Raw genomic sequence first — 25,421 nt, 5'->3', positions numbered from 1 at the left:
AAATACGGCAGATGATTTTTCATCCGCCGTATTTTTTACATCATCCCCATCAAGGCATGGACTTCAGTCCTTCCCAACGCACATCCCATGTACCATCTTTCGGAAAACCAGGATTATCCACCTCACATCCATCCCATCCGGCACACATCATGGCAATAGCCGTCAAAAGGCCACCATTACCAGGCAGATAACAACGTAGACGCCCATCCTGATAATTATGCCCGTTCAGTAAGTATGTATTAGTGCGTTTCTCCATCAACAAGGCACCTACGGCCTTCTCAGGTTCACCCATACGGGCGGCATTCATGGCGGTCATCGGATAGTCCCATCCCCAGGTCTTTCCCCAATTCCAATTGTCCCACACCCAATGGAGCGTATTTTTCATATAATCTTCTCGAATCAAAGAATTCATCGGCAGGATTCCTACGGCCCCCAATACAGCCATATGATCGCTCGTGAAGCGTATATCTTTATATGTATCCATAGCATCTTCTGAAGCCAAATACAATCCTTCCTCATTATAAGCCAGAGGGGAGAGTTTGTCTATCAGTTCGTCCCATGCCAGGTTGCGCTCCATGCCTGCCCGTTCGCGCCACTTCTGAGCCACTTGCATGGCATAGTGCCAATAGGAAAGTTCGAAAGGAGGATTGATAGTGGTAGCAGCACGAAGAGTTTCCTGAGCAGGAATGCATCCTTTCAAGAGGAAACGTGCCCCCATTTCGTCATACGTAGCAAAGGAATACATGAAAGCTGCCGTCTCCTGCACTAATCGATTATAACGACGGATAATTTCTTCTGAAGGATGGGCACGATAAACCAATTCGGCCAAATAAATGAAATGAGGCTGTTGCCATATCAGGAAAGAACCCACATTCGAAGGAGCTTCCATTCCGCTGGGATCTGTCATTTTCATCCAACGTACGCCTTCAAAACCTTGACGACGAGCTATCTCACGAGCAACGGGTTCAACCGCCTCATACCACCCTAACGTACGCTCCAACAAATTCTCATGCCCCCACAAAGCAAGCCAGGACTGATGCCACCAAATCATCTCCAGATGAAATTTTCCAAACCAAGAATTATATGTCAAACCTGTTTCCTGTGGCGGAAAACTACCAGCAGATTGAATAGCCAGAAGATATTGGGACAATACCACGCGACGTTCCAACTCCTTAGCTCTAGGATCGGTGCAATGAGAAAAATCAACGGCAGCACCATTTGTCCAAAACTCTTTCCAATGGACGGCACTCTCGACGGAAGTTTCTTCAAAAGTCGGTAGCGTTTCAACTACAGACGCATCGGACGTTTCCTTAAGAAGTTCGGAGGTAAAACAACAAGAGAAAGCCAACGTATCCGCTTCAGGTTCCAGAATGTAATAGTTCCTTTCTTTCTCCAACAGATGGGCTTTTCCTTCCCAAGAGAGAGTCACGTAGTAAGATGTTTCATCCAATGTACGCTTCAAGACCGCACATTGAGCATCCTGACGCACCACTTCCGTTGCATGCTTGTCATTGGCCTTCCAATCGCAAGCATCGTCTGAATGTTGGCCGGTAGGATAAGGGAAACGAAGATTAATGCCCGAACGGGCCTCATCCACAACCTTTGCCGAAATCATATCCAAAGTGGGATGGCACACCGTCTGTACCTCGTAGTCAACACCATTCAGTGTAAAATTGCTACTTACTGTTCCCTTCCACATATCAAGACTTTGACGAACATCAGTCAAGTCTTCTACCTCCACACTATCTCCCAATTCCAAACCAACGACACCCAAATGCAGACGATGTGGATTCATCCGCAACCAGTTGGAAGCATCTTGCTGACGCCCTGTCTCTTTGAACTGGCAAGCATAAAGTTCCTTGTGCCCACGGCCGAAATCAAACTCTTTCAACGCATCTTCCGGCTGAAAGTTTTGAGGATTTGGGAAACTATGCCACCCCCACTGGCTCTGTGTTCCTAAAGGCACACCTTTGGAATAGCGTTCAGGGAAAGTCTGCAAACCCGTCACGTCTACCGTAAAGGCAAACTCCCCATTACCCACAGACAATGAAGCCTATGAATCGAACGCAGAAACCTGCGGATTGTTTCGCGCCACCAACGCCTCGCGATCAATAGGCTCCTGCCTTTCAACACCGCAAGCCGCCAAGGTGCATATCAGAATCAAATAAAAAAACTTTTTCATGGTATCCAATACAAATCTAAATAACAAATGATACTTTTAGCACTCCTAAAACATAGAGATACGGACAGGAAAACACCCTTTTCCTAAAAAGGAAAGGCCGCACTCCCTATCCATACAAAATTGCCCGAAAAGGAAGTACAGCCTTCGCATCGCTCCATAACCCTAAAATGGAGGCAACACAACATGCAAATTATCAATAAGCCTGACGATAAAGAGCTTCAATATCTTCAATGGAAGTAGGACGAGGATTACCACCCGTACAAACATCGTTGAAGGCGTCGATAGCCAACTGATGCAGATCTTCCTCGCGAACACCAATCTCGTGCAGCTTCTGAGGAATACCGATACTCAATGACAACTGACGAACAGCATCAACGGCCGCACGCACACCTTCAGCCTCGCTCATGCCTTCCGTATTGACACCCATAGCCTTGGCTATCTGAAGATACTTGGGAGCAGCTGGAGAATTGGCATTATACTCCATGACATAGGGAAGCAGGAGGGCATTGGCCACGCCATGCGGCGTATCATAGTGGGCACCCAACGGATGAGCCATCGAGTGTACGATGCCCAAACCTACGTTACTGAAGCCCATACCTGCAATGTATTGGGCTTGCGACATAGCCTCGCGCGCAACAGTATCGTTACCATTGTCTACGGCTGCCTTCAAGTTGGCAGCAATCATTTCGATAGCTTTCAGTTCGAACATATCGGACATTACCCAAGCACCAGGCGTGATAAAGCTCTCAATGGCATGAGTCAAAGCGTCCATACCCGTAGCGGCGGTCAGCCCTTTCGGCATGGAGTACATCAGTTCGGGGTCAACGATGGCTACCGAGGGGATGTCGTTCGGATCGACACAAACCATCTTCTTCTTGGCATCCTCGTCGATGATAACGTAATTGATGGTCACCTCGGCCGCCGTACCAGCAGTGGTAGGCAAGGCAAAGGTAGGCACTGCCTTCTGACGGGTATTTGCCACGCCTTCCAACGACTTCACATCGGCAAAATCGGGATTGTTCACTACGATACCGATACCCTTAGCCGTGTCGATGGAAGAACCGCCTCCCAAAGCCACGATGAAATCGGCACCCGATGCCTTGAAGGCCTCTACACCATGTTGTACGTTGGCAATGGTCGGATTGGCCTTCACATCGCTGAACAGTTCGTAAGGGATATTATTCTTTTCGAAAACTTCGATTACCTTGTCGGCTACATGAAAACGGATCAGGTCTTTATCGGTTACGAAGAAGGCTTTCTTGAAACCTCTGCGGGCAGCCTCAACGGCAATGTTTTCACGACATCCTGCACCGAAATAGGATGTCTCGTTCAATATCATTCTATACATAATACTTGCTTTATTTAGGTAAGTTAAACGCTACAGACATCTCCTTCATCTGCTCCTGGCTCATGCCGTCGGGCTCGAAGCCCATGTTCTTAGCGGCGATGTAGATCAAGGCGGATTTATTCAGTACATCGATCTGGTCGAAAGCAGCCATGACATCGACATCGACCGCAAACACGCCATGCTTTTCCCACATAACTACGTCATAGTCGTCGAGTTCGCGAATAGTAGCTTCGGCCAATTCTACTGAGCTGGGCAATTTATAAGGAATGATACCCAAACCACGCGGACAGAAAGCTTTTGTCTCAGGGATCATGCTCCACAACAAATTGCTGGCAACGTCTTTTTCCAAGAATTTCTTGTTGTGCGACATGGCCACCAACTCGATAGGATGTGTATGAACAGATGCCTTATAGGGAAGGCCTTTTGAAATCAAATAATTGTGTACACTCAAGTGAGAAGGAAGCTCGGAAGTGGGCATCACAGGGCTGTCTGCAATGATCACATAGCTGGCGCAATCATCGAGAATGCGGATGATGGAGCCATTCTCCATCGGACGGCGTGCCAAGTCGCGCATACGCTTCTGGGTGCCCTTGCAATAGAAATAGCATCCTTTCAGGTGAGGGAGCACGGCTCCTATCGGTTTCACTTCGCTAATAGCAGGCATCGCCTTGATGGCGTCGTCCACATATTCGGTCACATTTACTGTAATGTTACCGCCATTGCGTTCGGCCCAACCTTTTTGCCACAAATAGCCAGCCACTTCGGCTACCTTTTCTACTTCGGCTGCCAGAGCCGGACGATTGTTCAAAATTGATTCCATAAATACTCTTTCTAAACTACAAATTTACAATAATTCAAGACTGCGCCATGGCCACTACTACGATAGAAGCGACCAATACAACCAAGCCTATGACGAGCACTGAGATGGTACGTGCCCCACATCCTTTCCATTCTTTCAACAAGATACCCCATACGTTACTGAACGTGACGTTCAACGACATCAGGATACTCCACGAGAAAGCGAGCAGGACAGGACTTTCGGTCAGAAAACTTTTTCCCATCTCTAGGCCGAAGAATTGCGAATACCACAAAACGCCTGCCAAGGCGCAGAACAACAGGTTGTTTACAAAGATACTACTTTTCACTGAAAAATAGTCCTTGCCAGTCTTGTTCTTTACATTTTGTTGAATACAATAAGCAGCATTGGTGCAGAAGCCTCCCAAAGTCACCAGAAAAATGACGGGCAAGCCAGCATACAAAGGCTCTACCCCACCAGCCAAAGCCGCTTCTTTGATAGGTGTACCAGCATCGAGGCCCAAGGCAAAACAAGCGCTCATCACACCAGCCAGCAAGGCTACCAGCAGACCTTTGGTCAACGCAAAGTCCTTAACCGCAGCCTTCTTCTCTTCTTCCGTCATGTTTTTCGAACGAAGACTACCTGCATAGCCGATCGTGGCAATACCCGCCAACGTGATGCACACTCCAATAAGCAACATCAGGCCATCACCATGCAGGAGGTCTTTACCTGCAAACAAAGCAGGGAACAATGTACCAAAAGCCGCACAAGTACCCAAAGAAATGCTTTGTCCCAAAGCGACCCCCAAATATCGCATGCTCAACCCAAACGTCAATCCACCTACGCCCCAAAGTATTCCATAGACAATGGCAGGAAGTGCACCACCCGAGCTCCACAGGTCGAGCAAGTTTCCTCCGTCAGGTATGCCTAGGAAAGCCCCCAACAAAGGGAAAACCAACCAGGCAAAAACGCCCTGAACCAACCAAAAGCTCTCCCAAGACCACTCCTTCACTTTATTGATGGGCACATACGAACTGCTCTGTCCGAAGCTGCCAATCGCTATAATCAACAATCCTATCAGTGTATTCATGCTATTTATTCTTTTGCATACAGCAGAAAGGGACAAGCGCCTCCCGACACTTGTCCCGTCCTACGATGTATATTAATTACGTTTGGAAGTAACCTCCGCTTCATATTTCTCAACTTCTGCGATGAACTCCTCGCCCACAGGCACATTGTTCTTCAAGCAGAACATATCCCAAACGGCATTCCAAGGCAACGACTTGGCTTCTTCCAACAGAGCCAGGCGTTCAAATCCCTGGTCGTTAGCTTCATACTTACGCAACGTATCCAACGGTTCCAACAGGGCTTGGAGCATACATTTCTGTGTAGCACGGCTACCGATGACATAAGCACCAATGCGGTTGATGCTCGCATCAAAGTAATCCAAACCGATGTGTACACGATCCAACGCATCGCAACGTACGATTTCCTTGCACAAATCCAGTGTATCATCATTCATGATGGTTACGTGGTCGCTATCCCAACGTACAGGACGGCTAACGTGAAGCATCACTTCGGGGATAAAGAGAAGCAAAGAAGACAACTTGTCGGCTACGCTTTCAGTCGGATGGAAATGACCGGTATCCAATGTCACAATCTTGTTGTGGCTTGCACCATAAGCAGTATAGAAATCGCTTGAACCCACAGTATAGCTTTCCAGTCCAATACCAAATACTTTAGATTCTACACAATCCTTCATATTCTTGTACTCAGTGGCAAAAATTTCATCCAACGAGTTCTTCAGGATTTCACGATACTTCATGCGATTGACGGTGATGTCTTTGCTACCATCGTGTATCCACAGGTTCATGATACAAGGATCGCCCTGGCGCTTACCCATTTCTTCGGCAATGGCACGACAACGCTTGGTGTGCTCAATCCAGAAGTCACGAATAGACTTGTCAGGATTGGAGAGAGACAAGCTACCACTTTTCGGATGTGAGAAGGAAGTAGAGTTGAAGTCGAGCTTCATATTATGCTCGGCTGCCCATTGCATCCAGCTTTCAAAATGCTTGGGTTCTACCTGATCACGATCTACAAACTGGCCGCCAAAATCGCCATAGATTTCATGCAAATTCAAACGATGGTTACCAGGAATATAGCTGGCAGCCTTCAGCACATCCTGACGAAGTTCTTCAATGTTGCGCGCTTTGCCAGGATAGTTACCGGTAGCCTGAATGCCACCTGTCAATTCGCCAGCCGACTCAAAGCCTGTCACATCATCAGCCTGCCAGCAATGCAGGGAGAGTTGTACTTTCTGCAAGGCATCCATCGCCTTGTCTGTATCCATACCGATGGCCGCATAACGTTCTTTGGCCACTTCATAAGCCTTTACAATCAGTTCTTCTTTCATGGTTTTATCTTATTTTATTATGGTTATAATTATCGTACAATACGTTTGAATTGAGCATAAGCTTCACTCCACACGGCATCGTCTTGAGGCTGGAAAGTCTTCAAAGGAATGGATGCCGCTACCAGCTTACGCATGGAAGGAACGTCTTGAGCCTTGCCTGCCGAAATGGCCTGCAACATGATGTTTCCGATGGCGGTAGCCTCTGACGGGCCTGCTACTACGGGGATACCCACGGCATTGGCCGTCCATTGGTTCAACAAATCGTTGCGGCTTCCTCCACCTATCACATGCAATGTATCTATCGGGCGGGAAAACAAGGCACGCAAATCATCGAGAACCTGACGATAACGCAATGAAAGGCTCTCGAAAATACAACGTACAATCTGACCACGAGTTTCAGGTACTGGCTGGCCGGTAGACTTGCAATAGTCTTTGATAGCCTGCTCCATATCCGACGGATTGGCAAACGAAGCATCATCTGGATAAATCAAGCTACGGAAAGCTTCACAAGCATTCGCTTCAGCTATCAGCTCGGGATAAGAAGTCTCGCCCCATTGCAGACGGCAACGCTCGAGTAGCCACATGCCACAAATATTCTTCAGGAAACGGATGGTGCCTTCCACACCACCCTCATTGGTGTAATTCAATGCTTCTGTCTCAGGAGTTATAATAGGCGCATCCGCCTCTATACCCATCAACGACCAGGTACCGCTACTCAGGTAAGCAAAATGGCTACTCTGGGCAGGAACGGCGGCAACGGCAGAAGCCGTGTCATGTCCAGCTACGGCAATCACTGGAATAGCACCCAAACCAGTCATGCGCTGTACTTCAGCCGAAAGTTCACCCACCTTCTCGCCTGGATAGACAAAGCGTCCAAAATGGGACTCCGTAAGACCTACAGCCTGCAATAATTCACTTTCCAATTTGCGTGTTGAAGCATTGACCAGTTGAGCTGTAGTCGCAATGGTATATTCGGTCACCATCTCGCCCGTCAACAAATAGCTCAAGGCATCGGGGGTAAAAAGTATTTTCTCAGCGGCAGCTAACGCACTATCACCCGCACGTCGCATCGCATCCAGCTGGAAAAGAGAATTAAAATTCATCACCTGAATACCCGTCAATTCATAGACATGCTTCCGAGGTACGCGCGAGAAGAAAGCTTCTGGTGCACCTTCTGTATGTGGGTCGCGATAAGAATAAGGCTGGCGCAAGAGATGTCCGTCCTTACCTACGCACACGAAATCCACCCCCCACGTATCAATACCAATAGAAACGATTTCTACATTTTCCTTGCGAGAGGCCAATTTCAGACCTTCAATGATATTGCGATAGAGTTCATAAATATCCCAATAGAAATGTCCGTTTACTTCAATCAGATGGTTAGGGAAACGATTGACTTCTTCCATTTCTAAACCATTCGAAGTAAAACTTCCCAAAATAGTACGACCGCTGGTTGCTCCCAAATCAACCGCGAAAAAACATTGTTTCATGGTCATTAGTTATATATTTTTATTGATGATACAAAAGTAACCGTTTATACTTCAACAAGTGATGTCTATTTTGATACTAAATCTGTTATATTTGACAATCACCTTTTTTCAAAATAAACGAAGAATAAACAAATCACCTGCTAAATTCATTCTTCCAAATTCTTCATCGGTATCAGCGAGACAGGCCCCAACAAGCCACTCGGCATAGGATCCCAACCTGCATAATTCCCTTCTTTATAGCCCAATGCCGCAATATTGATATCCTTGAAAATACGCCATTCAACTCCACGTTTATCCATATCAGCTATACGGTTAGCAGGCAAGTTCGTCACTTCAATTTCCAGTACATTCTCACCCGCACGCAGGTATTTGCCCACCTCGCAACGGTAGGGGACAGCCCATAATGTAGCTACTTCGACACCATTGATACGAACACGTGCACTCTCGCGGACATCTCCCAACGAAAGTATCCATCCAGAAGCATTCTCAGGTGCATCCAGCTTAAAGCTCTTAGTATAGCAAGCAGTACCCATCGCCGTACGCGCACCTTCAAAATCTAAATCAGCCCAAGAACCTAACGCAACCGCCTCAGGTACATCACTTACCGTCGGCATACTCTGTACAAAACGAAATTTCCATTCACCATCCAAACGGATTTGATCCTGCATCGGAGTAGCATACGTCCATGCCTGTACTTGTACATCATCTTTCGTAAACGTTTTTAATATCAACGATTCACCCGACCGCATCTGCATAAATACTTCCGTCCTTCCGTCCTTTTGACGCAGGCGAGCCTTTCCCGAAGTACCATCCATCGGATTATAAAAAATCGCCGACCGAGCCTCTACTGCCAAGGGTATCCAGGCTTCTGTATCCCTATCTGTCAAAGCAGCTATAAAATAATGATAACCTTCGGCATGGCTCCTGCGAATACAACTCAATCCATATTGAGTTTTCATCACCTCAGGAACAGCAGAGGTTTGCGCCAAAGTCTGTGCATAATCTTTGCCAAACAAGATATGTGCACCACCCGCTTGCTTCATAGATTGCATTTTTTTCCAAACGGCTTTAAAAGCGCTTCTACGACTCTCCAAATCCCCAAATCCAGGCACATCTTCAGGATACTGATCCAAGAAAACAATAGTAGCCCCCTCGTTAGCCAGCTGGCAAAGCTTTTCAAGCACATCTGCCGGCATCAGACGAACCCCAGGTACCACTAAAGCCTTGTATTTAGTACCCCCCGAAGTTTCTAGCTTACCATCGCGGAAGCACAAGGTACGTACAAATGCATCTGATATATAATCCATGTCATAGCCGGCATCATTGATACGATGTACTGCCTCGATAAATCGGGGAGCTCTTTCGGCCATTTTATGAATATCAAACATTAAAAGGCGTCCATTTTGTTCCTGCCACATGTCGTACACGGGCAAATATACTAAGAAATCGTTGTCCGGCTTGCCCATCTGCAAGAAACTTTGGCAACGAGTAATGTACTGAAAGAAAGCTGGTGCGTCACGCCAGATACTATTCGTCGGACTCATGTCGACCGTCGCATAGAATTTCCATCCCGGCCAGGCAGCATCGGCAGGAGAATAAGTAGTACCATGGAAATAAGCATGGTTGACACCCGAAACAAACATCAGGTCGATATCTGGCTTACACTGAGATAAGGAGGTACGAAAATGTTCCGTCAGCCACGTAAATGTTTCAGAAGAAGTATAAGGTTTTCCCGCAATATGTGCCGCCGAGGAAGCATATTTCAGCATGGATAGATCTGAGTCATTCGGACGAGTCAACGAGTCCTTACGCAGACCCTTAATACCAAAATCAGAAAGGCCGAATCCTTCACACTCAGGAATATCAACCGTCGCATACAGATCAATCAAGTTGCCAGGAGAACCATGTGCCTGGTTACGCGTCTTTGCTCCATGTCGATGAGCCCACTCCGTCCACTGGCGCGTAAAATTTTCCTGGAGCATTTCAGCCAATGTTTCACGATAGTCGGATACAATGCGGCGTGCCACATCCGTCCGCCCCTCCTCCGACAGAAACTCAGGCAGATATTCTTCCAATTTATACCCACGCCGCGACAAAAACTCGTCGAATAGTCCTTTCGTCCAATCAGCTCCATAAACTTCATAAGAATCATTAAAGAAGTTATGAGGGTAAGGAATATTCCCCTGCATGCCTTCAAAAGCCTTATCAAAACGGCCTAAATAACGTTCAACAGCCTCATGCGAAAAGTGATTCATCACATATCCTTCCCCGCCAGGAGCAGCCCGCTTCACCTTTTGGAATGTTTTACCACAAAATGCGGCAATCAGTCGCCAGTTTCCTTTTGGAGCCTTCCAGTCCAACTGGCCTTCGTGCACCTTATCGGTCAAATCCAAACATTTTCCATCCTCAGAAAAGGCCATCAGTCTCTCCAGTACTGCATAAGGTTTCTGTTTGCTATCCGTAGTCTCCACCTTCTGGTCCAGGCGCTCCCCTTTCTTCAACTGATATTCTTCGATAAGCAGACGACAGGCGGCATCCTCAATAGTCACTTCTGGTCCTCCAAACGGCCAACCTGTACCCGTATTCATATCCATCTGCATACCCAACCTAGCAGCTTCACTTTCTGCATGTCCCAACATTTCCATCCACTGAGGAGAAAGAAATGAAATATCACGTGCCTCGTTTCCTTTAACACCATAAATGGGAGTTATTTCCATTGTACCCATACCAGCGGCAGCATATTCTTCCAAACTGCGGGTAAGATTCGCCTTATCAACGGCGCTTCCCATCCACCACCAACGAGCGCCCGGCTTAGCCTCAACCGACATTTCCGGCCATGCGATATCTTGGGCGCTTAACAATCCGCATGCGCCCAAAGCCAGTACACAAGTCATCAATCGTTTATTCATAATATTCACAGGTTTTGTATTGGTAAATAAATCAGATTCATTTTTCCATATGACAAAAATACACAACTTTCTCCAAAACTCCTCTCTTTATTTTGGCTGTAATCTTATTGATTTTGCCACTTAGCAATGCCAAGTTATCTTTTAAAGTATATATATGAAGAATTAAGCCCTAAAAAAATGCTCATTTTTGCATATTCTTTCAAATATATTCTCTAATTTTGCACCCAGTTAGAATAAACATGCAAAAAGATGAAGAAGAAAGCCAATCGGTTAGACGCCATCAAGATGATTATTTCGAGTAAGGAAATCGGTTCGCAGGAAGAGCTGCTCCAAGCCCTGGGGCAGGAAGGATTCGAACTGACGCAAGCCACCCTTTCGCGCGACTTGAAGCAGCTAAAGGTAGCCAAAGCGGCCAATACAAATGGGAAATATGTATACGTACTCCCCAATGACATCATGTATAAGCGCCACAACCACCAAAGCGCAAGCGAAATGCTTATGTCTAGCGGCTTCGTGTCGTTGCAATTCTCGCATAACATTGCTGTCATCCGTACCCGCCCCGGCTATGCCAGCAGCATCGCTTACGATATTGATAACCGCGAATGCCCCCACATCCTCGGAACCATCGCCGGCGACGACACCATCATGCTAGTACTGGCCGAAGAAACCTCACATAACGACGTGCGCACTTTCCTCTCCGAAATCATACCGAATATTTAAACAAAACAATAAGATAGAAATGGATTCTAAACAAATTGATGTGATGGTGGCAGACGCCTCACATGAAGTTTATGTGGATACAATTCTCGACACCATAAGGGAAGCCGCCAAGAAACGCGGCACAGGAATTGCCGAGCGCACACACGAATATGTAGCCACCAAAATGAAAGAGGGGAAAGCCATCATCGCCCTCTGTGGCAATGAGTTTGCAGGCTTCACCTACATCGAAAGCTGGGGCAACAAGCAGTACGTAGCCACTTCCGGTCTGATAGTACACCCCAAATATCAGGGTATCGGACTGGCCAAGCGTATCAAACAGGCCTCCTTCCGCCTGGCACGCCTCCGCTGGCCGTGGGCCAAGATATTCAGCCTTACCAGCGGCGCGGCCGTCATGAAGATGAACACCGAACTGGGCTATGTACCCGTCACTTTCAACGAGCTGACCGACGACGAGGCTTTCTGGAAAGGATGTGAAGGTTGCATCAACCACGACATCCTGGTGGCCAAGAACCGCAAGTTCTGTATCTGCACGGCCATGCTCTATGACCCTGCCCTGCACGAGGAGGATAAAATCTAAGAAGAAATGAATAAATAAACACATATTGAACAATGGAAGCAAAGAAGAAAAAAGTAGTGGTCGCTTTCAGCGGCGGATTGGATACCTCGTTCACCGTGATGTATCTGGCCAAGGAGAAAGGTTATGAAGTATATGCAGCCTGTGCCAACACGGGCGGATTCAGCGCCGAGCAGCTGAAAACCAACGAAGAGAATGCCTACAAGCTGGGTGCCGTGAAGTATGTCACCCTCGACGTAACGCAGGAATACTACGAAAAGAGCTTGAAATACATGGTCTATGGCAACGTGTTGCGCAACGGTACCTACCCCATCTCCGTCAGCTCCGAACGTATCTTCCAGGCACTGGCCATCGCCCGCTACGCCAACGAGATAGGCGCCGATGCCATTGCCCACGGCTCTACGGGTGCAGGCAACGACCAGGTGCGCTTCGACATGACCTTCCTCGTCATGGCTCCGGGCGTGGAAATCATCACCCTGACCCGCGACATGGCCCTGAGCCGCCAGGAAGAAATCGACTACCTGAACAAGCACGGCTTTGCCGCCGACTTTGCCAAACTGAAATATTCCTATAACGTAGGTATCTGGGGCACGAGCATTTGCGGAGGCGAAATCCTCGACTCGGCACAGGGTCTGCCAGAGAGTGCCTACCTGAAGCATTGTACCAAGGAAGGCTCCGAGCAGCTGCGCCTCACCTTCGAGAAGGGTGAACTGAAGGCCGTGAACGGCGAACGCTTCGACGACCCCATCAAGGCCATCCAGAAGGTTGAAGAAATCGGCGCCGCCTATGGTATCGGACGCGACATGCACGTGGGCGACACCATCATCGGCATCAAGGGCCGTGTAGGTTTCGAAGCTGCCGCTCCCATGCTGATTATCGGCGCCCACCGCTTCCTCGAGAAATACACCCTGAGCAAGTGGCAGCAGTACTGGAAGGACCAGGTGGCCAACTGGTATGGCATGTTCCTCCACGAAAGCCAGTATCTGGAGCCCGTAATGCGCGACATCGAAGCCATGCTGACCGAGAGCCAGCGCAACGTGAACGGCACCGCCATCCTCGAACTCCGCCCGCTGGGCTTCCACACCGTAGGCGTGGAGAGCGCCGACGACCTGGTAAAGAACAAGTTCGGCGAATATGGCGAGATGCAGAAGGGCTGGACGGCCGAAGACGCCAAGGGCTTCATCAAAGTTTCGTCCACTCCGCTCCGTGCCTACTACGCCACGCACAAGGATGAACTGAACAACATCTGATTTTTCCGCCATGGAAGCAGAAAAGAAACTCAGACGCCCGCGCACCGGCCGCATGCTGGCCGGTGTATGCGCCGGCATCGCAAACTACTTTGCACTCGACCCCACCGTCATCCGCGTTGTCTACACGCTCGCGACCGTATTCACCGCCTTCTCGGGTGTCATCATCTACTTTCTGCTGATGCTGATTATCCCCGAAGAGGAAAACCGTTACTTTCAAGATTAAAACAGACAGATATTACATATTATGATTAAAGTAGGAATTATCGGCGGAGCCGGCTACACGGCAGGCGAACTCATCCGCCTGTTGCTGAACCATCCGGAGGCGGAAATCGTCTTCGTCAACAGCTCGAGCAACGCCGGCAACAAGATAACCGACGTGCACGAAGGTCTCTACGGCGAAACCGACCTAACCTTCACCGACCAGCTCCCGCTGGACGATATCGACGTGCTCTTCTTCTGCACCGCCCATGGCGACACGCGCAAGTTCCTGGAGAGCCACAACGTACCCGAAGACCTGAAAATCATCGACCTCTCGATGGACTACCGCCTCAAGAGCGACGACCACGACTTCATCTACGGCCTTCCCGAGCTGAACCGTCGCGCCACCTGCACGGCCAAGCACGTAGCCAATCCCGGCTGCTTCGCCACCTGCATCCAGCTGGGCCTGCTCCCCCTGGCCAAGAACCTAATGCTGAACGACGACATCATGGTGAACGCCATCACGGGCAGCACGGGCGCAGGCGTCAAGCCGGGTGCCACGAGCCACTTCAGCTGGCGCAACAACAACCTGAGTGTCTACAAGGCTTTCGAACACCAGCACGTGCCCGAAATCAAGCAGTCGCTCCGTCAGCTCCAGAACAGCTTCAACTCCGAAATCGACTTCATCCCCTATCGTGGTGACTTCGCCCGCGGCATCTTCGCCACCATTGTCGTAAAGACCAAGGTAGCTCTCGAGGAAATCCGCCGCATGTACGAAGAATACTATGCCAAGGATTCCTTCACGCACATCGTCGACAAAAACATCGACCTGAAGCAGGTAGTCAACACCAACAAGTGCCTCATCCACTTGGAGAAGCACGGCGACAAGCTGCTCATCATCTCGTGCATCGACAACCTGCTGAAGGGTGCCAGTGGCCAGGCCGTCCACAACATGAACCTGATGTTCAACCTCGAAGAGACGGTAGGACTGAGGCTGAAGCCGAGTGCTTTTTAATGAAGAATGAAGAACGAAGAATGAAGAATTCACGCAACAGGAAGGATTCGTTACTGCATGCCAAGAGTTACGCTTTTGCATTGAGGGTAATCGGCATGAACAGGTACTTGAGAGAGCAGGAACAAGAATTCGTGCTGAGTAAGCAAGTTCTTCGTTCGGGTACGGCCATCGGCGCACTGGTCCGTGAATCGGAGTTTGCCCAAAGCCAAGCCGACTTCATTAACAAACTGAGCGTAGCGTTGAAAGAAGCAAACGAGACGGATTATTGGCTCAATCTGCTTCACGATTCGCAATACATAAACGACAATTCGTTCGAAAGCATGGAAAACGATTGTGGCGAACTCATCGCCCTACTCATTTCCTCCATCCGAACAGTAAAAAATAACCAGAAAAAGAGTGAGGAATAAACTCTGAAATTCTTCATTCTTAATTCTTAATTCTTCATTTAAAATATGAACTTATTCGATGTATATCCTTTGTTCGACATCAACATCGTCAAAGGGAAAGGCTGCCACGTGTGGGACGAGAACGGTACGGAGTACCTCGACCTCTACGGCGGCCATGCCGTCATCTCCATCGGCCACGCCCATCCGCACTACGTGGAGATGATCAGCCACCAGGTAGCCACCCTGGGCTTCTACTCCAACTCCGTCATCAACAAGCTCCAACAGCAGGTGGCCGAACGCCTGGGCAAGGCCAGTGGCTACGAAGACTACTCGCTCTTCCTCATCAATAGCGGTGCCGAAGCCAACGAAAACGCCCTCAAGCTGGCCTCCTTCCACAACGGACGCACACGGGTGGTGTCCTTTGCCAAGGCCTTCCACGGCCGTACGTCGCTGACCGTCGAGGTGACCAACAACCCCAAAATCATCGCCCCCATCAACGATTGCGGCCACGTCACCTACCTGCCGCTCAACGACACGGCCGCCATGCAGGCCGAGCTGGCCAAGGGTGATGTCTGCGCCGTCATCATCGAAGGCATCCAGGGCGTAGGCGGCATCCAGCTGCCCACCGACGAATTCATGCACGCCCTCCGTCAGGCCTGCACGGAGACGGGCACGGTGCTCATCCTCGACGAGATACAGAGCGGCTACGGACGCAGCGGCAAGTTCTTCGCCCACCAGCACCAGGACATCCGTCCCGACATCATCACCGTGGCCAAAGGCATCGGCAACGGCTTCCCCATGGCCGGCGTGCTCATCAGCCCCATGTTCACACCCGTCTACGGCCAGCTGGGTACCACCTTCGGAGGAAACCACCTGGCCTGCTCCGCCGCCCTGGCCGTGCTCGACGTCATGGAGCAGGAACACCTGGTCGAGAATGCCGCCCGTGTAGGTACCTACCTACTGGACGAGCTGAAGAAATTGCCCCAAATCAAGGATGTACGCGGCCGCGGCCTGATGATCGGCCTCGAGTTCGACGAACCCATCAAAGACCTGCGCCTGCGCCTGCTCAAGGAGCAGCACGTCTTTACGGGCGTGAGCGGCACCAACGTCATCCGCCTCCTGCCGCCCCTCTGCCTGTCCATGGACGAGGCCAGCCTCTTCCTCGAGCGGTTCAAGAAAGTGCTGGGCTGATACCTTTTTATCCATCTCCCCTTTCGGCGTGAATGGCATAAGCATCTTCGGACACTTATGTTCTCCACGCCGAAGTCTTTTCATACCGGTCTAATTTTTCTGTCGACAACAAAAAGCAAGGTTCCCGTTGCATTTTTCTGGCAAGGTGTACAAATTTCTTTCCAAAACTTATTAACTTTGCCAGAAATCAATCTTTATCTAAAACAAACGCTTATGAGAACAGCCATCATCGGAGCAGGAAACATGGGCGGAGCCATCGCCCGCGGACTGGCAAAAGGCACCATTATCCCTGCCTCAGAGATTATCGTTTCGAACCCCACGCAAGGCAAACTCGACGTTCTGAAAGCCGAAATTCCCGACATACAGGTAACCTCAAACAACCGGAAGGCAGCAAAAGACGCCGATCTCATCATTCTGGCCGTAAAACCCTGGCTGGTAAACGATGTACTTAGCGAAATAAAGCCGAAAGCTCCACAAATGCTGATATCCATTGCCGCCGGCATCAACTTGGGCGAACTGTGGAACATGCTGAATTGTCAGCCACTTCCCCTTTTTCGTGTGATTCCCAACACCGGTATCAGCGAGATGCAAAGCATGACGCTCATTACCAGCGCCTACGCCACCTCTGAACAGGCCAAACAGGTACTGGATATTTTCAACGAAATGGGGCTTGCCATACTCCTACCCGAAGAGAAATTTGCTGCCGCCACGTCTATGACCTCCTGCGGCATTGCCTATGCACTGAAGTACATCCAGGCTGCCATGCAAGCCGGTGTGGAGCTTGGCATCCGTCCCACAGACGGCATGAAAATGGTAGCCCAGTCTCTCAAAGGTGCCGCTGAGCTCATCCTCAACAACGATACGCACCCTGCCCTCGAAATAGACAAAGTGTGTACCCCCGGCGGACTCACCATCAAAGGTATCAACAGCCTGGAGCACGACGGATTCACATCGGCCATTATCAATGCAATAAAATCAAGTACCACTTAAGCATTTATCATTCTAATCACTAAATAACAGTATGGACGAACAAATTAAACAAATAGCCGAGCGCCTGCGCGGATTGCGCGACGCCATGGAACTGACTCCCAACGACATTGCCAACGAATGCGGCATCGACAAGGACGAATACGAACGCGCCGAGTCGGGCGAACACGACATCTCCGTGAGCATGCTCCAACAGATAGCACGCCACTACAACATCGCCCTCGACGCGCTGATGTTCGGCGAAGAACCCAAGATGAGCACCTACTTCCTGACGCGTGCCGGCAAGGGCATCAGCGTGGAGCGCACCAAGGCCTACAAGTACCAGTCGCTGGCTGCCGGATTCAAGGACCGCAAGGCCGACCCCTTCATTGTGACCGTAGAGCCCAACGACCGTCCCATGCACTACAACACGCATGCCGGACAGGAGTTCAACCTCGTCATCGAAGGCACCCTGCTCCTGAGCATCGGCGGCAAGGAACTCACCCTGACCCCGGGCGACAGCATCTACTTCAACTCCAGCCTGCCCCACGGCATGAAGGCCCTCGACGGCAAGACCGTGCGCTTCCTGGCAATCATCATGTAAAATTAGCACAACTATGATAGAAAGATTTCTCCAACAAACCACATTTACTTCCCAACAGGATTTTATAGATAACCTAAAGATAAACGTACCCGACAACTTCAACTTCGGCTACGACGTCGTCGACGCCTGGGCCGCCGAGCAACCCGACAAACCCGCCCTGCTCTGGACCAACGACAAGGGCGAGCACCGTCAGTTCAGCTTCGGCGACATGAAGCGCTATACCGACATGACGGCCAGCTACTTCCAGAGCCTCGGCATCGGCCGCGGCGACATGGTGATGCTCATCCTGAAGCGCCGCTACGAGTTCTGGTTCAGCATCGTGGCCCTCCACAAGCTGGGCGCCGTCGTCATCCCCGCTACCCACCTGTTGACGAAGAAGGACATCGTCTACCGTTGCAACGCCGCAGACATCAAGATGATTGTCTGCGCGGGCGAGACGGTCATCACCGACCACATCACCGCCGCCATGCCCCAGTCGCCCAGCGTGAAGCGTCTGGTCAGCGTAGGCCCTGAAATACCTGAAGGCTATGAAGACTTCCACAAGGGCATCGAGGCCGCCGCACCCTTCGTCAAGCCCGAACACCCCAACACCAACGACGACATCTCACTGATGTACTTCACCAGTGGCACCACGGGCGAGCCCAAGATGGTGGCCCACGACTTCACTTATCCGCTGGGACACATCGTCACGGGCTACATCTGGCACAATCTGAAGCCCGACAGCCTCCACCTCACCATCGCCGACACCGGCTGGGGCAAGGCTGTGTGGGGCAAGCTCTACGGCCAGTGGATAGCCGGCGCCAACGTCTTCGTCTACGACCACGAGAAGTTCACCCCCGCCGACATCCTGCAAAAGATACAGGACTACCACGTCACCTCGCTCTGCGCACCGCCCACCATCTTCCGCTTTCTTATCCACGAAGACCTCACGAAGTACGACCTGTCGCACCTCGAGTACTGCACTATCGCAGGCGAGGCACTGAACCCCGCCGTGTTCGACACCTTCAAGAAGCTCACGGGCATCCGTCTGATGGAAGGCTTCGGACAGACCGAAACCACCCTGACCGTGGCCACCATGCCCTGGATGGAGCCGAAACCCGGCAGCATGGGCCTGCCCAACCCGCAATACGACGTGGACCTCATCGACTCCGAAGGCCGTTCCGTCGAGGCCGGCGAGCAGGGACAGATCGTCATCCGCACCGACAAGGGCAAGCCCCTCGGCCTGTTCAAGGAATACTACCGCGACCCCGAGCGCACCCGTGAAGCCTGGCACGACGGCATCTACTACACGGGCGACGTGGCGTGGAAAGACGAAGACGGCTACCTGTGGTTCGTGGGGCGTGCGGACGACGTCATCAAGAGTTCGGGCTACCGCATCGGCCCGTTCGAAGTGGAAAGTGCGCTGATGACCCATCCTGCCGTCGTAGAGTGTGCCATCACCGGCGTGCCCGACGAAATCCGCGGCCAGGTTGTCAAGGCCACCATTGTCCTCTCCAAGGCCTACAAGGACAAGGCAGGCGACGCCCTCATCAAGGAGCTTCAGAACCACGTGAAGCGCGTCACCGCCCCCTACAAGTATCCGCGTGTCATCGAGTTTGTGGACGAGTTGCCCAAGACCATCAGCGGCAAGATACGTCGCGTCGAAATCCGCAAGAACGACGAGAAACAATAAGCCGCGGGCTTACCCTTCATAGCCTCAGCCGAAACCTCTTTTCCTAACATCAGGAAAAGGAGTTTCGGCTTTTTCTATTTACTCAACATAACCATGAACTTGGCGTTTCTAAAGTAGATAGTTACGCGGCTAATGTAGGTAGTTAGCAGGCTAATGTAGGCAATTAAAACATTTGTGAAAGCAATTCTCTTTCCCACTCTACCTATATCAAACTATATGGGTGAAAGTTCCACGCCTTCACAAGATTATAGTTCCCTGTAAATAAGAACTATATGGTGAAACATAGACGAGAAAGACAAATTATAGCTGAAAATCCTCAGCACTAATATAGGACGTGCCCAATAGTACCTGACACAATCCTGCAACAGTTGGCAAGGCTTATAAAATCTGAATCCGCCAGTCATCTATAAACATGTTTGTTTTCCTATAATTAAGTAAAACGATACTGATATAAACTAATTATCGGAATATCTTTTTGAAACACACCTATGAAACTGAGTTAACAAAATTTCATCAAATATTGTCAACCCGTTTTTTGTGTTATCAGGAAACATCATTATTTGCCCTCTAGCAAAAATAACGGCATACATAAATTCATCATTTGGCCAGTTTATCAGCAACCTAATCAGTAAACTTAGAAGCTCTTTATGCGAGTGGGATTTATCTTCTCTAATTACAAAAAAGTTGGGATATATAGATAGCAACATCAGCCCATAATGTTCATTCTATCTACCCCATATATATTATTTACGCACAATTATATATTTAATTATAAGAACTTTATTATAGATATATAATTAATTTATACCTTTGTAGCGATTTAGCAGTAATGCTATTTCAAGACATACTATTGAACTTTAGCGTTTGCTATTGTTTTGGGCTGATAAAATCGCCAATTTAATCGAAGACCCAACTAACAATAAGTAAATGCTCACGATATGCGTGGGCGTACTTGTTATGGGTCTGGGTGTTTGGCGATACCTATCAGCGTAGCATAGTATTTGCTCACGCTTTTTATTTTTATATAGATAATGTTTAATTAAAAGAATTAGAAAAATGGAAAATGCAGAAGAAAAAAAAGTAAATGTAACCTTTACTAAAGTAATGGAAGTTGGGCTTTACATTATTGGAATAATATTCTTATTAATAGGCTTTAACTATTATAGTAACGATTTAGAATGTGGCTCTTATGGAGTGTTTGATTTTGATGAGAAAAAGTATGTTGGAGGTGATGCTTACAATTACATAATATCAGCATCTCGTTCAGCAGCTGTTATGATAAAAAGTCTTATATGGATTGTACTTGGCTCTTGTTCTATAATCATAGGAAGAACTTTTTCTAAGAGATAGCAATGGAAATAAAAGTAAAGACCCTAAAAAAATACATTATAATTGCCTCTGCCCTTTTAATTATCTCCATTATTTCATACAACATTTACGACAAGAAAAGAACAGAAGAAATGAGAGAAATGGAAATGAAGAAGGATTTAGAGGAGGCGATTGATAGGGAATATAAGAGCCTGCATAGTGAATATAATTCAATCATAGAAACTATTAGGAACTCCAATTACTCAGGTAATTTTAGACATAGATATTTATATAAATTAAATAAAATACTTGAATACCCTAATAGATATACTAAGTATGGAAGCACATACGGAGACTTAAATGATTTTGAGGAAGAGTTTGAAAAAAACAAAGAAGACGATAAAGCCATACTTAAAAGTATTGCTATTAGAAATGTATATAAACAAATATTTAACAATGAATAAACGATGAATGTATATAACGCAACAAACAAAAATATAATCGTTGGAATGAAAAAACTATTTTACATTTCAATTTTAATTTTATTTTCAGCTTGTAGTAAACAAGAAGAAATTATAGAAACAACTGACAATGAAGATAACATAATACTTGATAATTCTGATTTAAGTGGTGTATGGACATCATTATCAAATGATGAATACTTTATTTCTTTTACAGAAGGAGGAAAATACACATTTTGTTTGAATGACCATTTAATGGGCAGTGGAACTTATAATATTAAGGACAATGTAGCTACATTAAATAATTCATATACTAATAAAACTGATAAGATTAAAATTGAATTGTCGCAAAATACCATAAACATTAAAGGTGACATTTTCCTATTTAATAGCGAAAACAAAGAAACAATACAAATCAGCCTCACTAAAAGTGAAGAAACCATATCACCGTCCCAAATTGGAGTTGAGCATGGGCCAGGCATGTATGGTTTAAACAAATATTATGATATAACCTATATAGGCGTACAATACCTTACCGACACATTTGCAAAATATGAATGTCGAGGGATTCATAAAACAACAAAAAAAGAAAAAGTAATTAAATCATATTCATGGTACTATGTATATAGGAAACCCTATACTTACACTCAAGAAATAGATGGAGATGGAACAATAACAAAATACGATTTTGAAAATGGATGGCCAGACGATTTATAAAGCCTTTATTTAAAGCACCTATAATTCAGCCAATACAAAAAAATAAAAAATCCACTTTTATATCCAGCCTTTTTAGGCAATTTCTTCCCCAAAGGGGTATAGGGTACGCCCCACCCCCTAATAGTTGAAAATTACAGCATATATAAAAGCAAATACAGCATATCAGCATAGAGAAGCCATCTTCACATTGTAGGATGGCTTTTTTATTGCCCATAAACAGCCAAAAGCCACTTTGTTTATGCCATGTTTATGTATATAAAGAAAAACTCCTTGCAAGTTGTTATCTTACAAGGAGTTATACAATACATATTGTACTCGAAGCGGGACTTGAACCCGCACAGCCGCAATGGCCAAGGGATTTTAAGTCCCTCGTGTCTACCGATTCCACCATTCGAGCATCCATTGGAGCGGAAAACGAGACTCGAACTCGCGACCCCAACCTTGGCAAGGTTGTGCTCTACCAACTGAGCTATTTCCGCAGAATCGTTTGAAAGAACGGGTGCAAAGATAAACAGTTTCAGCATTACAGCCAAACATTTGACACAAAAAAAGAAGGTCTTCTGCAAGAAAATCACCATTTGCAGAAAACCTCCTCGATATTGTTATTTCACAAGGGGCGCATACGGGCATCACTTTCAACCACGTCCCAGCAAGTTTTTTTCAGCCTGCTCCATCGTGGAGAAGTTGAAACCTTCGACAACTTGCTCCATCAGCTGAGTAATGCGGTCGTTGCACAGATTGCCGATGCTGCCTTCATGGGTGTGGTGCACTTCTTTGCGTGGAGTGAAGCGCCCGGCTTCGATGTCGAGTCCCACCTTCTTGTAGGCATCACGGAAGGGCATGCCCTCGCGCGCCAGGCGATTGACTTCTTCCACGCTGAAGATAAGCGAATAGCGGTCGTCGTCCAGAATATGGTCGTTCACCTTGATTTCGTTCATAATGTAGGTGGTCATCTGCAGGCAGTCCTTCAGTTCCTGGAAGGCGGGTAGGAAGACTTCCTTGATGATTTGCAGGTCGCGGAAGTAACCCGAGGGCAAGTTATTGGCTATCATCATGATCTGCTGGGGCAGCGACTGGAGCTTGTTGCATTTGGCGCGAGTCAGCTCAAAGACGTCGGGGTTCTTCTTGTGGGGCATGATGCTGGAGCCGGTGGTACACTCGTCGGGCAGCTTGACGAAGCCGAAGTTCTGGCTATTGAACAGGCAGGCGTCAAATGCCAATTTGGAGAGGGTGCCGGCGATGGTGGCCAGGGCGAAGGCTACATTGCGCTCCATCTTGCCGCGGCCCATCTGGGCGTAGACGACGTTGTAGTTCATCGAGTCGAAGCCCAGCAGGCGGGTGGTCATCGTACGGTCGAGGGGGAAGGAGGAGCCATAGCCGGCAGCCGAACCGAGGGGGTTGCGGTTGCACATGCGGAAGGCGGCCTGCAGGAACATCATGTCGTCCACGAGGCTCTCGGCATAGGCGCCGAACCACAGGCCGAAGGACGAGGGCATGGCTATCTGCAGATGAGTATAACCAGGCATGAGGACGTCCTTGTAGCGGTCGCTCTGACGGATGAGCACGCCGAAGAGCTGCTCGACGGCCAGGGCGATGTCCTTGATCTGCTCGCGGGTGAAGAGCTTGAGGTCGAGCAGCACCTGGTCGTTGCGCGAGCGGCCGCTATGTATCTTCTTGCCCACGTCACCCAGCTTGCGGGTGAGCATGAGCTCTACCTGCGAATGGACGTCCTCGACGCCATCCTCAATGACGAACTCGCCCCGCTCGGCCAAAGCATAAATCTGCTTCAACTCGGCCAAAAGCTGCTCCAGTTCGTCTTTTTCAAGCAATCCGATACTCTGGAGCATGGTGATGTGGGCCATGGAGCCCAGCACGTCGTGCTTAGCCAGGTAGAGGTCCATTTCGCGGTCGCTCCCCACGGTGAAGCGCTCGATATCCTTGTTTACTTGTACTGATTTTTCCCAAAGTTTCTGTGCCATGTCACTTTTCCTCCTCACAAAACGGTTAATATTGTATCAGGGCCAGCATGTCGGCCATTTTTTCCAGCCCCTCCTGCAAGGGCTTCTGCACCATGGCTTTCATGAAGGGATTGAGCTCCATGCCAATGGTGAGCTTCATCTTGCACTCGGCCTCGCCCGTAGGCACAATCTGTATCCACAGGTTGAAGGGCAGCGGCGAGGTGGTAGTGCCGAACTTGATGCATTTCTCGGGTTCGCGTTCGACAATCTCCAGCGTAATGGTTCCAACGGGGGGCACTTCGACACTAAGGGTATCTGCCGTGAACGACAGGTTCTTCACCTTGTCTTCGGGCAGGCGATCCTTGACTTTCTCCAGATTGCTCAAATCGGACAATTTGCCGTAAACGGCACTTTGGGAGGCGGGAATTACCTTCACTCCACTCTCAAATTTCGTCATATATGTTCAGCTTAAATAAAGACAAAAAAGAACCCTTCGGGCAAAATTGCCCGAACAGTTCTTTCTTTAACTATCACCATAAAACAAGATTTCTTACTTTCCAGCATCCCAGTGCGCAGGATCTTTTCTCCATTCTTCCAGCGTAGGGATATCGCCATCTTCGATGTAGCCGGTACGCAAAGCTACTTCGAGCACAGCTTCATAGTTGGTCAGTGTAACCAAAGGCACTTTTGCTTCCTTGAAAGCCTTCTCGGAAATGGGGAAGCCATAAGTATAGGAAGCCACCATACCTATCACTTCGCAACCGTCACGACGAATAGCCTCAACAGCCTTCAAGCTACTGCCGCCCGTCGAAATGAGGTCTTCTACGACAACGACCTTCATACCAGGACGAAGCTCGCCCTCGATCAAGTTCTCCAATCCATGGTCCTTAGGAGTGGAGCGTACATATACAAACGGAAGGTTCAGCGCATCGGCCACCAAAGCACCTTGAGGAATGGCACCCGTAGCTACGCCGGCGATAGCGTCCACCTGTCCGAAACGTTCCAAAATGAGTCGCGTAATTTCAATCTTTACAAAATTGCGAAGAGAAGGATAAGAAAGGGTCTTGCGGTTATCACAATAGAAAGGCGATTTCCAACCTGAGGCCCAAGTGAAGGGGTTAGCAGGCTGTATCTTTACAGCTTTGATTTTCAGCAACTTCTCTGCAAACAATTTTTCTAAATTTCTCATAGCAAACTATTCTTATGATCAAATATGGTACAAAAATACAGAATCGGAATGAAAATAGAAACGAAAAGATA

At 48.5% G+C, this 25,421-nt stretch carries 22 protein-coding genes, 2 tRNA genes and 1 pseudogene; 13 read left to right on the top strand and 12 right to left on the bottom strand.

The window, feature by feature from the left end; all coding sequences use genetic code 11:
• Nucleotides 1-49: 49 nt before the first annotated feature.
• From BQ8005_RS13915 to BQ8005_RS13885, 7 genes and pseudogenes are all read right to left on the bottom strand, one after another.
• Nucleotides 50-2,182 (bottom strand): annotated as a pseudogene (locus tag BQ8005_RS13915) (hypothetical protein).
• 193 nt (nucleotides 2,183-2,375) lie between these two features.
• Nucleotides 2,376-3,530: a lactaldehyde reductase gene (fucO, locus tag BQ8005_RS13910; RefSeq protein WP_075318467.1), complete on the bottom strand. Its 1,155-nt coding sequence runs from the start codon at nucleotides 3,528-3,530 to the stop codon at nucleotides 2,376-2,378.
• A gap of 10 nt (nucleotides 3,531-3,540) precedes the next feature.
• Nucleotides 3,541-4,350, bottom strand: coding sequence for a rhamnulose-1-phosphate aldolase (rhaD, locus tag BQ8005_RS13905; protein WP_021846390.1), 810 nt, complete (start codon nucleotides 4,348-4,350; stop codon nucleotides 3,541-3,543).
• 34 nt (nucleotides 4,351-4,384) lie between these two features.
• Nucleotides 4,385-5,416, bottom strand: coding sequence for an L-rhamnose/proton symporter RhaT (gene rhaT, locus BQ8005_RS13900; protein ID WP_075318466.1), 1,032 nt, complete (start codon nucleotides 5,414-5,416; stop codon nucleotides 4,385-4,387).
• Between the two features lie 72 nt (nucleotides 5,417-5,488).
• Nucleotides 5,489-6,742, bottom strand: a complete 1,254-nt coding sequence (locus BQ8005_RS13895; RefSeq protein ID WP_021846388.1) for an L-rhamnose isomerase — start codon at nucleotides 6,740-6,742, stop codon at nucleotides 5,489-5,491.
• A 29-nt stretch (nucleotides 6,743-6,771) separates the two neighbouring features.
• On the bottom strand, nucleotides 6,772-8,232 hold the full coding sequence (rhaB, locus tag BQ8005_RS13890; RefSeq protein ID WP_075319264.1) for a rhamnulokinase: 1,461 nt from the start codon (nucleotides 8,230-8,232) through the stop codon (nucleotides 6,772-6,774).
• Between the two features lie 146 nt (nucleotides 8,233-8,378).
• Nucleotides 8,379-11,141 (bottom strand): alpha-L-rhamnosidase, encoded by a 2,763-nt coding sequence (locus BQ8005_RS13885; protein ID WP_075318465.1) that lies wholly within the window; start codon nucleotides 11,139-11,141, stop codon nucleotides 8,379-8,381.
• 249 nt (nucleotides 11,142-11,390) lie between these two features.
• On the opposite strand from BQ8005_RS13885, the gene argR reads away from it, so the two are divergent.
• From argR to BQ8005_RS13815, 13 genes are all read left to right on the top strand, one after another.
• Nucleotides 11,391-11,861: an arginine repressor gene (gene argR, locus BQ8005_RS13880; protein WP_021846385.1), complete on the top strand. Its 471-nt coding sequence runs from the start codon at nucleotides 11,391-11,393 to the stop codon at nucleotides 11,859-11,861.
• A gap of 19 nt (nucleotides 11,862-11,880) precedes the next feature.
• Nucleotides 11,881-12,438, top strand: a complete 558-nt coding sequence (locus BQ8005_RS13875; protein ID WP_021846384.1) for a GNAT family N-acetyltransferase — start codon at nucleotides 11,881-11,883, stop codon at nucleotides 12,436-12,438.
• A 32-nt stretch (nucleotides 12,439-12,470) separates the two neighbouring features.
• Nucleotides 12,471-13,685 carry an argininosuccinate synthase gene (locus BQ8005_RS13870; RefSeq protein WP_021846383.1) on the top strand — a complete coding sequence of 405 codons (1,215 nt, stop codon included), beginning with the start codon at nucleotides 12,471-12,473 and terminating at the stop codon, nucleotides 13,683-13,685.
• A gap of 10 nt (nucleotides 13,686-13,695) precedes the next feature.
• Complete coding sequence (locus BQ8005_RS13865; protein ID WP_021846382.1) at nucleotides 13,696-13,908, top strand: PspC domain-containing protein; 213 nt, start codon at nucleotides 13,696-13,698, stop codon at nucleotides 13,906-13,908.
• 21 nt (nucleotides 13,909-13,929) lie between these two features.
• Nucleotides 13,930-14,898, top strand: coding sequence for an N-acetyl-gamma-glutamyl-phosphate reductase (gene argC, locus BQ8005_RS13860; RefSeq protein ID WP_075318464.1), 969 nt, complete (start codon nucleotides 13,930-13,932; stop codon nucleotides 14,896-14,898).
• 20 nt (nucleotides 14,899-14,918) lie between these two features.
• Nucleotides 14,919-15,305 carry a four helix bundle protein gene (locus tag BQ8005_RS13855; RefSeq protein WP_022021404.1) on the top strand — a complete coding sequence of 129 codons (387 nt, stop codon included), beginning with the start codon at nucleotides 14,919-14,921 and terminating at the stop codon, nucleotides 15,303-15,305.
• 45 nt (nucleotides 15,306-15,350) lie between these two features.
• The gene (locus tag BQ8005_RS13850; protein WP_075318463.1) at nucleotides 15,351-16,475 is read left to right on the top strand and encodes an aspartate aminotransferase family protein; all 1,125 of its coding nucleotides are present in this window, start codon (nucleotides 15,351-15,353) and stop codon (nucleotides 16,473-16,475) included.
• 213 nt (nucleotides 16,476-16,688) lie between these two features.
• Nucleotides 16,689-17,465, top strand: coding sequence for a pyrroline-5-carboxylate reductase (gene proC, locus BQ8005_RS13845; RefSeq protein WP_075318462.1), 777 nt, complete (start codon nucleotides 16,689-16,691; stop codon nucleotides 17,463-17,465).
• Between the two features lie 31 nt (nucleotides 17,466-17,496).
• Entirely contained in the window at nucleotides 17,497-18,045 is a 549-nt protein-coding gene (locus tag BQ8005_RS13840) for a helix-turn-helix domain-containing protein (protein ID WP_022021402.1), read from the top strand.
• Between the two features lie 13 nt (nucleotides 18,046-18,058).
• Entirely contained in the window at nucleotides 18,059-19,717 is a 1,659-nt protein-coding gene (locus BQ8005_RS13835) for an AMP-binding protein (RefSeq protein WP_075318461.1), read from the top strand.
• Between the two features lie 1,056 nt (nucleotides 19,718-20,773).
• Nucleotides 20,774-21,067: a hypothetical protein gene (locus BQ8005_RS13825; RefSeq protein WP_075318459.1), complete on the top strand. Its 294-nt coding sequence runs from the start codon at nucleotides 20,774-20,776 to the stop codon at nucleotides 21,065-21,067.
• A gap of 2 nt (nucleotides 21,068-21,069) precedes the next feature.
• On the top strand, nucleotides 21,070-21,489 hold the full coding sequence (locus BQ8005_RS13820; RefSeq protein WP_075318458.1) for a hypothetical protein: 420 nt from the start codon (nucleotides 21,070-21,072) through the stop codon (nucleotides 21,487-21,489).
• A 3-nt stretch (nucleotides 21,490-21,492) separates the two neighbouring features.
• The gene (locus tag BQ8005_RS13815; protein WP_075318457.1) at nucleotides 21,493-22,203 is read left to right on the top strand and encodes a hypothetical protein; all 711 of its coding nucleotides are present in this window, start codon (nucleotides 21,493-21,495) and stop codon (nucleotides 22,201-22,203) included.
• 312 nt (nucleotides 22,204-22,515) lie between these two features.
• Here the strand turns inward: BQ8005_RS13815 and BQ8005_RS13810 are convergent.
• From BQ8005_RS13810 to pyrE, 5 genes are all read right to left on the bottom strand, one after another.
• Nucleotides 22,516-22,600: transfer RNA gene (locus BQ8005_RS13810), tRNA-Leu, on the bottom strand.
• A gap of 6 nt (nucleotides 22,601-22,606) precedes the next feature.
• A tRNA-Gly gene (locus BQ8005_RS13805) sits at nucleotides 22,607-22,682 on the bottom strand.
• Between the two features lie 156 nt (nucleotides 22,683-22,838).
• The gene (argH, locus tag BQ8005_RS13800) at nucleotides 22,839-24,182 is read right to left on the bottom strand and encodes an argininosuccinate lyase (RefSeq protein WP_075318456.1); all 1,344 of its coding nucleotides are present in this window, start codon (nucleotides 24,180-24,182) and stop codon (nucleotides 22,839-22,841) included.
• Nucleotides 24,183-24,207: 25 nt separating this feature from the next.
• Nucleotides 24,208-24,618, bottom strand: coding sequence for an SRPBCC family protein (locus BQ8005_RS13795; RefSeq protein WP_075318455.1), 411 nt, complete (start codon nucleotides 24,616-24,618; stop codon nucleotides 24,208-24,210).
• Nucleotides 24,619-24,711: 93 nt separating this feature from the next.
• The gene (gene pyrE / locus BQ8005_RS13790; RefSeq protein WP_021848276.1) at nucleotides 24,712-25,350 is read right to left on the bottom strand and encodes an orotate phosphoribosyltransferase; all 639 of its coding nucleotides are present in this window, start codon (nucleotides 25,348-25,350) and stop codon (nucleotides 24,712-24,714) included.
• Between the last annotated feature and the right edge of the window lie 71 nt (nucleotides 25,351-25,421).

Origin of the sequence: Bacteroides togonis (genome assembly GCF_900130135.1) — a bacterium.
GTDB lineage: Bacteria > Bacteroidota > Bacteroidia > Bacteroidales > Bacteroidaceae > Bacteroides > Bacteroides pullorum.
This window is presented reverse-complemented; position numbering and strand designations above follow the sequence as displayed.